The following is a 13,329-nucleotide window of genomic DNA, read 5'->3' on the forward strand; positions in this document are numbered from 1 at the left end:
CTTATGCTGCGCCGAAGCACCAGGCCAGGATGCCCTTTTGGGCATGGAGCCGGTTCTCGGCTTCGTCGAAGACGACGGAGTTGGGACCGTCCATGACGTCCGAGGTGACTTCCTCACCGCGGTGGGCCGGCAGGCAGTGCATGAAGAGCGCATCGGAATTGGCTTCCGACATCAGCCGCTTGTTGACCTGATAGGCACTGAGGAGATTGTGACGGTTTTCCTCGTCGTCATCTCCCATGGACACCCAGCAGTCGGTTACGACACAGTCGGTTCCCTTGACGGCTTCATAGGGGTCGGTCGTCACGATGATGGACCCGCCCTTGGCGCGGGCCGCCTCGATCAGATCCTTTGGCGGCGCGAGTTCACCAGGCGTTGCGATGCGCAGCTCGAAATCGAGACGCGGCGCGGCATGCACCCAGGAGGCCAGCACGTTGTTGCTGTCCCCGGTCCAGGCAACGCTCTTGCCCTTGATGGAACCGCGATGCTCCTCGAAGGTCATCAGGTCGGCCATGATCTGGCACGGATGCGAGATCTTGGTAAGGCCGTTGATCACCGGCACGGTGGCGTTCTCGGCAAGCTCGCGCAGCTCGTTGTGATCGAGGATGCGGATCATGATGGCATCGACGAAGCGGGACAGCACCCGGGCCGTATCGGCAATGGTCTCGCCGCGGCCGAGCTGCATTTCCGCGCCCGTCAGCATTAGGGTCTCACCGCCAAGTTCGCGCATGCCGACATCGAAGGAGATGCGGGTGCGGGTCGAGGGCTGTTCGAAGATCATTGCCAGCACCTTGCCGGCGAGCGGGCCTTCGCCGCGACGGACACCGTCGCGGCTGGCCTTGATCTTGTGGCCGGTCTCGAGAATGGCGCGCAGTTCGTCGCCCTCGAAGTCGGTCAGGTCGAGAAAGTTGCGGTAGCTTCCGTTTGCTGTCATCCGGTCGCTCCTTCCAGTATTTTCGCTTCCACCGCCAGGGCGGCCTGTTCCAGGCGCTCCACTGCCAGCGCGATTTCCTCTTCGCTCATGGTCAGCGGCGGCATGATGCGCACCACATTGTCGCCGGCGGGAACCGCCAGCAGGCCGACCTCGCGGGCCGCCGCCACATAGTCCCCGACCGGCACGACGCATTTGAGGCCGAGCATCAGGCCGTTGCCGCGCACTTCGGCCAGCACGTCCGGATGGCTGTCGACGAGACCTGCCAGCTTCTGCTTGAAGCTGAGACCCTTCTGTTTGACACCGTCCAGGAAGCCGTCCGCCAGGACCACATCCAGGACCGCGTTGCCGACGGCCATCGCCAGCGGATTGCCGCCGAAAGTGGTGCCGTGGGTCCCGGGCGACAGGGCCGCCGCGGTTTCAGCAGTCGCAAGGCAGGCGCCCATCGGGAAGCCGCCGCCGATGCCCTTGGCAATCGCCATCAGGTCCGGCTCGACGCCAATCCACTGATGGGCGAAGAGCTTGCCGGTGCGGCCGACACCCGTCTGGATCTCGTCGAAGATCAGCAGAATGCCGTTGTCGTCGCAGATCTTGCGGACGGCACGCAGGAACTCGGCCGGGATCTCGCGGATACCGCCCTCGCCCTGAATGGGCTCGATGGCAATGGCCGCGGTCTGCGGGCCGATGACCGCCTTCAGGGCATCGAGATCGCCTGCCGGGATCTGGTCGAAGCCCGGAGCCTTCGGCCCGAAGCCCTCCAGGTATTTCGCCTGGCCGCCGGCCGCGATGGTCGCGATGGTGCGGCCGTGAAACGCGCCTTCAAACGTGACGATATGGAACCGTTCCGGGTTGCCCTGGTCATAGTGATAGCGGCGCGCGCACTTGATCGCTGCTTCCATGGCTTCAGCGCCGGAATTCACGAACAGCACCTTGTCGGCGAAGGTTGCCTCGCACAGGCGCTGCGCCAGCCGCTCGCCTTCCGGCATCTGGTGAAGGTTGGACGTGTGCCAGAGCTTGGCTGCCTGGTCCTGCAACGCCTTGACCAGATGCGGATGGGCATGGCCGAGGGAGTTGACCGCGATGCCGGAACCGCAATCGAGGAATCGTCGGCCGTCGGTGGTCACCAGCCAGACGCCTTCCCCGTGATCGAAAGACAGGTTCGATCTTGCGTAATTTCCGAATAGTGCCGTCGCGGACATAACCTCGTGTGTCTCCTTGAACTTGCCCTTACGGACCCTGCGTCACGCCGACACCGGACCGTCCTCTTCAAAAGATGCCAAAGGGCCAAAACGCAACGTGCCGCCCCGATGAGGCGGCACGCAGCGGTTTCTTATACACTGCCGGTACCCGGCACTGTCAATGGAAATGGCGCACAAGATATTTCCGGCCCAGCTCAAGGCGGATTTCGTAAAATTCTCAAGGACCTCGCCTTATTTGGGGAAAAGTCGGTTCATCCCCAACTGGTTTGAGCCGGGCGGTTGCCTGACAAATTAACGTTATTGTAACCTCTGGGACATGAGACACGAGATCTCGTGAGGCAAATCACTTAGAGGCACTAGATCTGCCAGCATTAGGCGTGCCGATGCATGCTTAACACGGGGTTAATGGCTGCGGAGCGGCCGAACTAAAGGGTGCGGCGATGAGTTGGACGAACGAACGGGTTGAGCTTCTGAAAAAGCTTTGGGGCGAAGGCTTGAGCGCCAGCCAGATTGCAGGCGAGCTGGGTGGAGTGACCCGCAACGCCGTGATCGGCAAGGTGCACCGGCTGGGTCTGTCCGGCCGCGCCAAATCCTCCACAACCAGCGCCAAGCCGCGCCGGGCTCGCCCGGCGACCGGTGCGCCGAGCGCTGCACCGAAGAAACCGTCCTCCCAGCCGCAGTCCATCGGCGCGACGGCCCTCAAGGCCGACTTCGCTCCGGCGCCTGCCGTCGAAGCCAAACCGCGTGTCGAGCCGATCGCGGAGCTGGTGCCGATCTCGCAACGGGCCACGATCCTGACCCTGACCGAGCGGACCTGCAAATGGCCGATCGGCGATCCGGCAACCGACGACTTCTATTTCTGCGGCCGCCAGTCCGATGCGGGCGTGCCCTATTGCGCTCATCACTGCAAAATCGCCTACCAGCCCGTCGCCGACCGCCGCCGCGACCGCAAGACGATGGCCCAGGCCGGCTGAGTGCCGTCTGACAGTCCAGCTCATGAAAAGCCCGCCAAATCGGCGGGCTTTTTTTTAGGATTGCGTAACCCTTTCCGCGTCATCCCGGCCAAGCGAAGCGCGAGCCGGGACCGGGGAGCCAAAAACCTTAGCCGTCAAGCCGATTTTCCAAATACCTCCTTGGGCACACCGGTCCCGGATCTTCGCTTCGCTGCGTCCGGGATGACCAACGAGAGGTAGGTACAAAAAAGCCCGCCTTTCCGGCGGGCTCAATCATTTTGAAGCTCAACGGGGGTTTAGACGGTCGCGGTGAACTGGTCGTTGAAGGCGTAGCCGGCACCGCGAACGGTGCGGATCGGGTCCTTGGCCTTGCCCTTGTTCAGCGCCTTGCGCAGGCGGCCGACATGAACGTCGACCGTGCGTTCGTCCACATAGACATCGTGCCCCCAGACACCGTCCAGAAGCTGCTCGCGCGAGAATACACGGCCTGGCGAAGTCATCAGGAATTCCAGCAGCCGGAACTCGGTCGGGCCCAGGTGGATTTCCTTGGTGCTGCGGCGGACGCGGTGCGTTTCCCGGTCGAGTTCGATATCGCCGGACCGCAGCATGGTCGACACCACTTCGGGGCTTGCCCGGCGCAGGATGGCACGCACGCGGGCCATCAGTTCGGGGACAGAGAAAGGCTTGACGACATAGTCGTCGGCACCTGTCGACAGGCCGCGGATGCGCTCGGCTTCTTCGCCGCGTGCGGTCAGCATGATGACCGGCAGGCGCTCGGTACCTTCCCGCGCCCTCAGGCGGCGGCACAGTTCGATGCCGGAGAGGCCCGGCAGCATCCAGTCAAGCAGCAGCAGGTCCGGCACGCTTTCGCGCAGGCGGATCTCCGCCTCGTCTCCCCGGGCACAAGCCTCGACCGAGTATCCTTCTGCTTCCAAATTGTATCTCAAAAGAAGGCTGAGCGGTTCTTCGTCTTCAACGATGAGCACCTTCGGCATACATCTCGCTCCAATTTCCGCAGCCGGCGCTCCGGCGCCGGCCGTATCGATTTCCGCTTCTGCAAGGCTGGCGGTTAGACGGCGCCGGTCTCGTCGACCTTGGCCCGGTCTTCCGGCAGACGCTCGCCGGTGACCATGTAATAGACGTTCTCCGCGATGTTGGTCGCATGATCGCCGATGCGCTCGATGTTCTTGGCGCAAAACAGCAGATGAACGCACTGGGTGATCACCCGCGGATCTTCCATCATGTAGGTGAGCAGTTCGCGGAAGATGGACGTGTAGATCGCATCAACTTCGGCGTCAGCTTCCTGCACGCGGCGGGCAGCCTCCGCATCCTTGCGCGCATAGGCGTCCAGAACCTGTTTCAGCTGCGACAGGGCAAGCTCGGTCATATGCTCCACACCGATGGCGAGCTTCTTCGACTGCAGGTCGCTGTCGATGGCAATGACGCGTTTGGCAACGTTCTTGGCAAGGTCACCGACCCGTTCCAGGTCGTTGGCAATGCGCGTCGCAGCGGTGATTTCACGCAGATCCTGGCCCATCGGCTGGCGGCGGGCGATCAGCTCGATCAGCTTGACTTCGACCTCATGATAGAGATCGTCCAGGCGCCGGTCGCTCTTGATCGTCGCCCTGGCAAGCTCGGTGTCCTGCGACACCAGAGCCGACACGGCATCTGCGAAAGCTTGCTCGGCCAGGCCGCCCATTTCGGCAACCTTGCCGGCCATTTCCCTCAGTTCCTCGTCATAGGACGAGACGATGTGTTCAGACATCCAGTGTCCCCTTCAGAATTCTTTAAAAATGCCTAGCCGAAGCGGCCGGTAATGTAGTCCTGCGTACGCTTGTCCTTCGGATTGGTAAAGATGTCCTCCGTCGGACCTTCCTCAACCAGAATGCCGAGGTGAAAGAAGGCGGTACGCTGCGACACGCGGGCTGCCTGCTGCATGGAGTGGGTGACGATCACGATTGTGAAATTCTCGCGCAACTCGTCGATCAGTTCCTCAACCTTGGCGGTGGCGATCGGATCGAGGGCCGAACAGGGCTCGTCCATGAGGATCACTTCCGGGCTGACAGCAATCGCACGGGCGATGCACAGGCGCTGTTGCTGGCCGCCGGACATGCCGGTGCCCGGCTCGTCGAGACGGTTCTTCACTTCTTCCCAGAGGCCGGCCTTCTGCAGGCTGGACGCAACGATCTCGTCGAGCTCGGTCTTGTTGCGGGCAAGGCCGTGTATGCGCGGGCCATAGGCGACGTTGTCGTAGATCGACTTCGGGAACGGGTTCGGCTTCTGGAACACCATGCCCACCTTGGCACGAAGTTGCACCGGATCGACCTTCGGATCGTAGATATCCTCGCCGTCGATCTTGATCGAGCCTTCGACACGGCAGATGTCGATTGTGTCGTTCATGCGGTTGATGGTGCGCAGGAAGGTCGACTTGCCACAGCCGGACGGACCGATGAAGGCGGTCACCGAGCGCGGCTTGATTTCGATGTCCACGTCCTTGATGGCGTGCGTGTCGCCGTAATAGACCTGAACCTTGGTGGCGGAAATCTTGCTGTCGGTCATCGTCTTCGCCTGTTCGAAATTCGGCATATTGTTCATCGGATCAGTCCTTACCAGCGGCGCTCAAACCTGCGGCGCAGGATGATTGCGATAATATTCATGGTCATGAGGAAGACCAGCAGCACGATGATCCCGCCCCAGGCGCGTTCGTAGAAAGCAGGGTCGGCGCGCTTGGCCCATTCGTAGATCTGTGCCGGCATTGCCGAGTTCGGAGAAAAGAAGCCTGCGGCAACCCCGTCCGGAAAGTTGGAGGCGATGAAGCCAACCATGCCGATGAGCAGCAGCGGCGCGGTTTCGCCGAGCGCCTGGGCAAGGCCGATGATCGTCCCGGTCAGGATGCCGGGCATGGCCAGCGGCAGCACGTGGTGGAAGATCGACTGCATCTTGGAAGCCCCGATGCCGAGAGCCGCGTCACGAATGCTCGGCGGGACCGCCTTCAGCGACGCGCGGGTCGAGATGATGATCGTCGGCAGGGTCATCAGCGTCAGCACCAGGCCGCCGACAAGCGGGGCCGATTGCGGCAGATGCATGAACTGGATGAAGACGGCGAGACCCAGAATACCGAACACGATGGACGGAACGGCCGCCAGGTTCGAAATGTTCACTTCGATCAGGTCGGTGAACCTGTTCTGCGGTGCGAACTCTTCCAGATAGATCGAGGCGGCGACACCGATCGGCAGCGACAGGAACAGCACCACCAGCATCATGAACAGCGACCCGATCATCGAGGCGCCGATACCGGCCTGTTCAGGACGGCTGTCGGAGGCGTCCGTGCCGGTAATGAAGGACCAGTTGAAGCGCTTTTCCAGGATGCCGGCACTGGCCATCTGATCGGCGAGATCCAGATGCGCCGCATCGAGGTTCTTGTCTTCGGCCAGGTCCTCGCGCTTGACGCGCCCCTTCAGATAGCCGTCCACACGGGAAGAGGCGATCAGATCGAAGGAAACCGTGCTGCCGACCTTGTCCGGATTGGCAAGTGCGTAATCGCGCACGGTCGCTGCGGCCCCGGAAGAGAACAGCTTCTGCAGATCCTTGGCGGACATGTCGGTTGCGATGTTGGCATTGGCCAGTTCCTTGGCGAAGGCGTCGTCGATGATCGCCCGGTATTTCGAGGTCTTCACCACGGACTTTTCAGCGTCGTCAATCTGGGACTGCACCAGCGGAATGTCCACCGTCAGGAAGGTCTGGCTGAAGGCCCCAAGGCCGTTGGACAGGATCGCCCACAGCAGCGCCACGAGGAAGAACAGGCCGATGCCGATGGCAACGATGCCATAGATCCGGAACCGGGCCTCGGCGGCGTTGCGCTTTTTCGTCAACGGGTCGAGTTCAAGGATGGACTTGATCTGGCGGGGAGCCGGAGCGGAGGAATTTTCCCCGGCAGGCATGAGAGTTGCGTCGGTCATCAGTCGTACTGCTCCCGATATTTGCGCACGATGTAGAGCGCGACGATGTTGAGGCCGAGGGTGACGACGAAGAGGGTCATGCCGAGTGCGAAGGCGACCAGGGCTTCCGGCGACGCAAAATCCGCGTCACCGGTGAGCTGGCTGACGATCTTGGCGGTCACCGTGGTCATGGCTTCCAGCGGGTTGAGGCTGAGCCGCGCGGCAGCACCGGCACCGAGCACCACAATCATGGTCTCGCCGATGGCGCGGGAAGCGGCCAGCAGGATGGCCCCGACGATGCCCGGGAGGGCGGCCGGCAGGATGACCTGCTTCACTGTTTCGGAATGGGTGGCGCCAAGGCCCAGGGAGCCGTCGCGCATGGCCTGCGGCACGGCGTTGATGATGTCGTCGGAAAGCGAGCTGACAAACGGGATCAGCATGATGCCCATGACGACGCCTGCGGTGAAGACCGAGGAAGCGCCCGACATCCAGTTCAGTCCGAGCGCACCGCCGGAACCGAAGAAATTGATCAGCAGCGGTCCGACCGTCAGCAGGGCGAAGAGGCCGTAGACGATGGTCGGGATGCCAGCCAGGATTTCTAGGAGTGGCTTGGCGATGGCACGCACGTGAGGCGTGGCGTATTCGGAAAGGAATATCGCGGCAAACAGGCCGATCGGCACAGCGACGACCAGTGCGATCAGGGAGATGTAAAGTGTCGCCCAGATCAGCGGAACAATGCCGAGTTCCGATCCGCCGCCGAAGCTCGGCGCCCAGACAAGGCCGAAGAAGAAGTCCGTCGCCGGATAGAGACGGAAGAATTCGACCGTGTTGAAGATAAGTGACAGGACAATGCCGACCGTCGTCAGGATCGCGATGGAAGCTGCCGCAATGAGGAGGTAGCGAACCACCGTTTCGACCACGTTGCGGGCCCGGAAATCCTTGTTGGTCCGCAGAACGCCGAAGAGGAAACCTGCGACGGCAACTGCCAGCACCGCAATGGTGCGCAAAAGCAGACCGGTTGCGGAAATGCTCCGGTAGGTCTGGGCGGCTCGCAGCGTTTCGGAGGTGACGTCAGAGCCGAGGGCAACGCCGATCTGGCCGAGGCGGCTGCGCACATCCGTCAGTTCGGTGCGGATCGAGGCTGCCGTTTCGGAGGACATGGCACCTTGCGAAACCGCTTCGTCGAGACCTTCCGCGACGCGCACGACATCGCTCATGACAAGGTCGAGCGAGCTTGCGGCGATGGTCTCTTCGGAAATCTTCGAGGACACCTGGCTGTTCAGGACGATGGGCTGCACGAAGAGCCACACCACCAGCAGCAGCAGGGACGGCACAAGAGTGGAAACGACGACGTTCCACCCATAATAGCCTGGCAGGGAATGGAGCTCGCGGGAATCGCCTCCGGCAGAGCTGAGTGCTTTTCCGCGACCGACTATGTAACCGGCGACAGCCAGCACCAGCAGCGCTAATAAAATATAAGAAAGTGACATAGGTCGCCCCAACCGGCAAAAGACAAGAAAGGGCGGCCGAGGCCGCCCTTTTTGAAAGATGTGCTTAGTTGCCCATCACTTCTTCAGCTTCGATCGAAGCCTGGGTCGCAGCCAGTTCCGGGTCGGAAACCAGGCCGTACTGAGCCAGCGGGCCGTCCGGGCCGGCGATTTCGTCAGAAACGAAGAACTGTGCGAATTCCTTCAGGCCCGGGATCACGCCGATATGTGCCTTCTTGATGTAGAAGAACAGCGGGCGGGAAACCGGGTATTCGCCGGAAGCGATGGTCTCGGTGGACGGTGCGATACCGGCCATGGTGCCGACCTTCAGCTTGTCGGTGTTGTTCTCGTAGAACGCCAGGCCGAAAACGCCAACGCCGTTCGGGTTGGAGTCGATGCGGGCCAGAGTCTCGGTGTAGTCGCCGTCGATGTCGACAGACTTGCCGTCGGTGCGGACCGCGATGCAAGCGTCTTCGGCGTCGTCTTCGGACATGCCGCCGTCGATCATGGCCTTCAGAGCGCCGGATTCTTCACAACCGACCGCCAGGACCTTCTCCTCGAAGACTTCACGGGTGCCGTGCTTGGTGCCCGGGATGAAGGCAGCGATTTCTACGTCCGGCAGGGAAGCGTCGACTTCGGACCACTTGGTGTACGGATTGTCGACGACCTGACCGTCCTTCAGGACCTTCGGCGACAGGGCGTTGAACCACTGAACCTGGGTGAAGGCGTCGAAAGCCGGGCCGGTCTTCTGGGAAGCGAAAACGATGCCGTCATAACCGATGCGGACTTCGATGATGTCCTTGACGCCGGCTTCTGCGCATGCAGCGATTTCTTTTTCACGGATCGCGCGGGAAGCGTTTGCGATGTCGATGGTGTTCTCGCCAACGCCGGTGCAGAACTTTTTCAGGCCAGCGGAAGAGCCGCCGGATTCAACGACCGGGGTCGGGAAGTCGGTGTTTTCGCCAAAAGCTTCAGCAACGATGGAAGCATAGGGAAGAACGGTGGAGGAACCGGCAATCTGCACCTGGTCGCGAGCCTGAGCGGCGCCAACGAATGCAGTGGAAGCAACGGCAAGGGCAGTTGCGCTAACGAGGGTCGTAAATTTCACTTGACCACTCCCTTTGAATGTCAAGGTTTCTAGATGATCACTGGCATGAACATGCGCGAGCGATGCCGGGAACCTAGGCCCCGCGGATGAGAGTTCTATGACAGTTCTCTTGCAGTTTTGTGACAATTTAAGTAGCTGAATTTAAACAAGAAAGCTCCCTGTTTAAAAGTTTTGTGTCGCAAGCAGTCACAAAAATCCGACCCGAGACGCACCCTGTGCGGCTCTTGGGGAGAGGTAAAAAATCCGCTCGCAATCAACCGCAGATTAGAACCTCAGGCACGGCGGCGACACGGCAAATCACCCGTCTGGCTCGCCCTCAGGAAAAAAGCCGGACCTAGGGAAAGCTGCCGATGCTTGTTTTTACCCCTTATCGTCGTGCAGGCCATCGGCAGCATCAGCGAAGCCTGCCGGAAGCGAGTGTGCCGTCAAAGCTGCAGCGCGGTCAGGGTCCGAGCTTCTTCAGCCTGCTGCCGGCGGACATCCGGTGCGAGCGGAATCAAACCCTTGCCGGTCAGATAGCCATCGTCGCCCCAGGCGGTCTCGCTGGTAAAGGCGGAAACATATTCCTCGATGCCCGGAATCAGGCCGATGTGTTCCTTCTTGATGTAAAAGAACAGCGGCCGGGACACGGGATACTCGCCCGACGCGATCTTCTCGAAGGTCGGCTCGACACCGTTGACGCCGACGCCCTGGATCCTGCCGCTGTTTTTCATCAGGAAGGAATAGCCGAAAATGCCGACCGTGACCGGATTGGCCTCCAGGGCACCAACGATCAGGTCGTCATTTTCTCCCGCTTCGACGAAGCTGCCGTCGCGCCTGATGCGGGTGCAAAAGTCCGTGGGCGTTCCTTCCACCGCCTCGCACCCAACTTCCATCACGAGCTCTTCAAAAGCGTCACGTGTGCCGGACGTCGGCGGAGGGCCCAGAACCTCGATCTTTTCCGCCGGCAGGCTCGGGTCGATGTCCGACCAGGCAACATTGGGATTGCCGGCAAGCGCCCCGTCCCGGGGCAACTTCTCGGCAAGTGCCTCGAAGATCTGATCCACGGTGAGCGAAAATTTCGGGCCCTTTCGGGAATTCGCCAGAACGATGCCGTCATAACCGATTTCAACTTCGACCGGCGTCACGCCATTGGCGCGGCAGGTTTCGTATTCGGACGGCTTCATCCGCCGCGACGCATTGGTGATGTCGGGCGTGTTTTCACCCGTTCCCTGGCAGAAGAGACCGAAGCCGGTACCGGAGCCGGTGGATTCGACGATCGGATATTTCATGCCGGTTTTGCCGACGGTTTCCGCAACAGCGGTTGCGAAGGGATAGACGGTCGACGACCCGACGATGAGAAGCCGGTCGCGAGCCTCGGCCGAACCGGCTAAAAGACAAAGGGTGCTGCAAAGGGTCGCCCAGGCGGTCAAAACTCTCGGCACGTCAAATCTCCTAATCTGCAATCGCAAGGGCGGCGACAGCGTCAAATTCCGCTGGCTTTTGCCCTGCCCCGAAACTGCTAGATCAGCGGACGCCCGACCGGAACCGGTTGAGCGTCCAAAAGCTGATCGATCTTAAGATGCTCTAGCAGCCTCCGGTCTCAGGATTACGACAGTCAATTCGGGGGAGGTCACGCCGACATTTTTTCCGGAAGGCCCCCGGCATTTTCGAGCGCCGGGAGTTTGACCTTGAAGATCGCGCCCTTGCCCGGCTCGCTCTCCACTTCCAGCCGGCCACGGTGCCGCGTCAGGATGTGCTTGACGATGGCCAGTCCCAGGCCCGTGCCCTTCATCGCCCGGCTGGAATCGACATCGACCCGGTAAAACCGCTCCGTAAGCCGCGGCAAATGTTCCGGCGGAATGCCCTCGCCGTAATCGCGTACAGACAACAGCCAGGAGGGCGCCCCCGGCGGCATCGGCTGCGCACTGAGGTCGACATCGACGACCTTGCCCTGATGGCCGTATTTGAGTGCGTTCTCGACCAGATTTTCCGTGACCTGGATGAGTTCGTCCCGGTCGCCGTTGATGCGGACCGGCGCGTCCGGCAGCTGCAACCTGATCTCGACGCCAAGATCCTTCGCCAGCGGCGACAAGGCGTCGGCGGTATGGCGGACGATTTCCGCCAGGTCGACCACGCTGGCCGGGCGGACATGAGCCTTCAGCTCGATGCGTGACAGGGACAGGATGTCGTCGATCAGCCGCCGCATGCGGCCTGCCTGGTCGAGCATGATCGAGAGGAAGCGGTCCTGCGCCTGCGGATCGTTGCGGGCGGGCCCCTGCAGGGTTTCGATGAACCCGGTCAGCGAGGCAAGAGGCGTGCGCAATTCGTGGCTGGCATTGGTGACGAAGTCGGTGCGCATCCGTTCCAGCCGGCGGTTCTCGGTCTGGTCCTGAATGACGACGAGAATGAAATCCGGCAGGGTTGGGATACGGTCCTGGACGCCGCTGCCGGGCATGTAGATCGGCGCGATATGGGCCTCATACCAGGTTTCCGTCGGCACCTTCTCGATCCAGCTGATGCGCTCGGTCTGGCCGGTCGCGCAGACCCGGTCGAAGGCCTCCAGCAATGAAGGCGTGCGGAGCGAGAAGGACAGAGGATCGCCCGGCTTTACCCCCGCATAAGTCGCCAGCGCCTGCTTGTTGACGTAGCGGGTGATACCTCGGCCATCCGCAACGAAACAGGGCGTCGGCAACGCATCAACCGTCACCTTCATGCCTGTGCCCGGCCACATGCGGCGGATTTCCCGCTGCACATTCAATTTGACGCGGCGGCTCGCCGAGCGGCGCGGTATGAAGCCGGCGACGGCACAAAGCGTTGCCATCGCCGCAACAGCTGCCCCAAGCGGCACCGCATGCAGCACGACCCCCGCCGCGATGACGGCAAACGCAGTTAAGAGAATCCACCTCGCTTCGCCTAGTCTGGTCAGTGGCGAGGCAGCCGGCTGGGTGTCAGCGGGCTCGTCAAGTGGCGAAGGCGGTTGGGTCATGGGCAGTAAAAAGAGTTCGCGCCAGCGGTTAGGGCCCCGGTTCGGTGACACTATTTCGACGTCTCAGGAATTGTGCAAGGCCGGAATAGGGAATTCGGAGCGTGATCGAACCTTCCCGTAGCATGGAAAACATGTCAGTCGAGCGACAGAATGCGATTTCATCCGCGCGGCGACGCTCCTTTGCCGGTCAGCGCAGACCGGGTGTGCGTGCGGCCTTCTGCAGGTTTTGCACGATACTTGGCCAGCCTTGAGGTTCGCGCATCCGCTCCAGATATTCTCCGCCCCTTTCGCCGTGGCGCAAGAACTCGCTGTGGACGATTTCCAGACGCGTGGATTCTCCCACCTGGCGGAAGCTGACCATGACGCGGCTCGCCGTCGCAGGATCTGCAATTTCCTGACCGTCCTGGCTGACCTGCCAGGCAAGGCGGATGTAGAGCGGTGTCTCGATGGAGAGGACCGTACCCCATACCCTGTGCTGTCCCTTTGCATCGATCTCATAGCAGCTACCGCCGGGATAAGGCTCGATGCTGCCCTCGACCGCCTGACCCTCCGCTTCCCGGAAAGGCGACGTCCACCAGAGATCCAGACGGTCGACAAAGAGCGAAAAGGCCCGGTCCCGCTGCAGAGCGAGCACGCCGTCGAAGCGGCATTCCGTGTCTTGCACCATGTTTTCAGCCCAGCTCTTTCAAAAAAACCTGAATCATAATCTTCCACAGTTGGGACCGGGTTGGCAAAGTTGCGCTCCCCT

General features: G+C 61.5%; 12 protein-coding genes. 1 reads left to right on the forward strand and 11 read right to left on the reverse strand.

From position 1 onward, the window contains the following. Position 1: 1 nt before the first annotated feature. Positions 2-931, reverse strand: coding sequence for an ornithine carbamoyltransferase (gene argF / locus ACX3M4_RS10235; RefSeq protein ID WP_459358476.1), 930 nt, complete (start codon positions 929-931; stop codon positions 2-4). Then, the gene (locus ACX3M4_RS10240; RefSeq protein WP_459358477.1) at positions 928-2,127 is read right to left on the reverse strand and encodes an acetylornithine transaminase; all 1,200 of its coding nucleotides are present in this window, start codon (positions 2,125-2,127) and stop codon (positions 928-930) included. The genes argF and ACX3M4_RS10240 overlap by 4 nt, the downstream gene beginning before the upstream one ends. A gap of 440 nt (positions 2,128-2,567) precedes the next feature. On the opposite strand from ACX3M4_RS10240, the gene ACX3M4_RS10245 reads away from it, so the two are divergent. Continuing rightward, a complete protein-coding gene (locus ACX3M4_RS10245) occupies positions 2,568-3,101 on the forward strand; it encodes a GcrA family cell cycle regulator (RefSeq protein ID WP_459358478.1) in 534 nt (177 codons plus the stop codon). A 275-nt stretch (positions 3,102-3,376) separates the two neighbouring features. On the opposite strand, the gene phoB is transcribed toward ACX3M4_RS10245, so the two are convergent. From phoB to ACX3M4_RS10290, 9 genes are all read right to left on the reverse strand, one after another. Beyond that, positions 3,377-4,075: a phosphate regulon transcriptional regulator PhoB gene (phoB, locus tag ACX3M4_RS10250; protein ID WP_459358479.1), complete on the reverse strand. Its 699-nt coding sequence runs from the start codon at positions 4,073-4,075 to the stop codon at positions 3,377-3,379. A 74-nt stretch (positions 4,076-4,149) separates the two neighbouring features. After that, complete coding sequence (gene phoU, locus ACX3M4_RS10255; RefSeq protein WP_459358480.1) at positions 4,150-4,845, reverse strand: phosphate signaling complex protein PhoU; 696 nt, start codon at positions 4,843-4,845, stop codon at positions 4,150-4,152. Positions 4,846-4,877: 32 nt separating this feature from the next. Beyond that, a complete protein-coding gene (pstB, locus tag ACX3M4_RS10260; protein ID WP_459359409.1) occupies positions 4,878-5,666 on the reverse strand; it encodes a phosphate ABC transporter ATP-binding protein PstB in 789 nt (262 codons plus the stop codon). 20 nt (positions 5,667-5,686) lie between these two features. Further along, positions 5,687-7,039, reverse strand: coding sequence for a phosphate ABC transporter permease PstA (gene pstA, locus ACX3M4_RS10265; RefSeq protein ID WP_459358481.1), 1,353 nt, complete (start codon positions 7,037-7,039; stop codon positions 5,687-5,689). After that, positions 7,039-8,508, reverse strand: coding sequence for a phosphate ABC transporter permease subunit PstC (gene pstC, locus ACX3M4_RS10270; RefSeq protein ID WP_459358482.1), 1,470 nt, complete (start codon positions 8,506-8,508; stop codon positions 7,039-7,041). Before pstC ends, pstA begins: the two co-directional genes overlap by 1 nt. A 64-nt stretch (positions 8,509-8,572) precedes the next feature. Then, positions 8,573-9,613 (reverse strand): substrate-binding domain-containing protein, encoded by a 1,041-nt coding sequence (locus ACX3M4_RS10275; protein ID WP_459358483.1) that lies wholly within the window; start codon positions 9,611-9,613, stop codon positions 8,573-8,575. Positions 9,614-10,038: 425 nt separating this feature from the next. After that, positions 10,039-11,037 (reverse strand): substrate-binding domain-containing protein, encoded by a 999-nt coding sequence (locus ACX3M4_RS10280; RefSeq protein WP_459358484.1) that lies wholly within the window; start codon positions 11,035-11,037, stop codon positions 10,039-10,041. A 188-nt stretch (positions 11,038-11,225) separates the two neighbouring features. Continuing rightward, positions 11,226-12,581, reverse strand: coding sequence for an ATP-binding protein (locus tag ACX3M4_RS10285; protein ID WP_459358485.1), 1,356 nt, complete (start codon positions 12,579-12,581; stop codon positions 11,226-11,228). A 187-nt stretch (positions 12,582-12,768) separates the two neighbouring features. Further along, complete coding sequence (locus ACX3M4_RS10290) at positions 12,769-13,248, reverse strand: SRPBCC family protein (protein WP_459358486.1); 480 nt, start codon at positions 13,246-13,248, stop codon at positions 12,769-12,771. Positions 13,249-13,329 lie beyond the last annotated feature (81 nt).

This window comes from Roseibium sp. M-1, assembly GCF_054515675.1.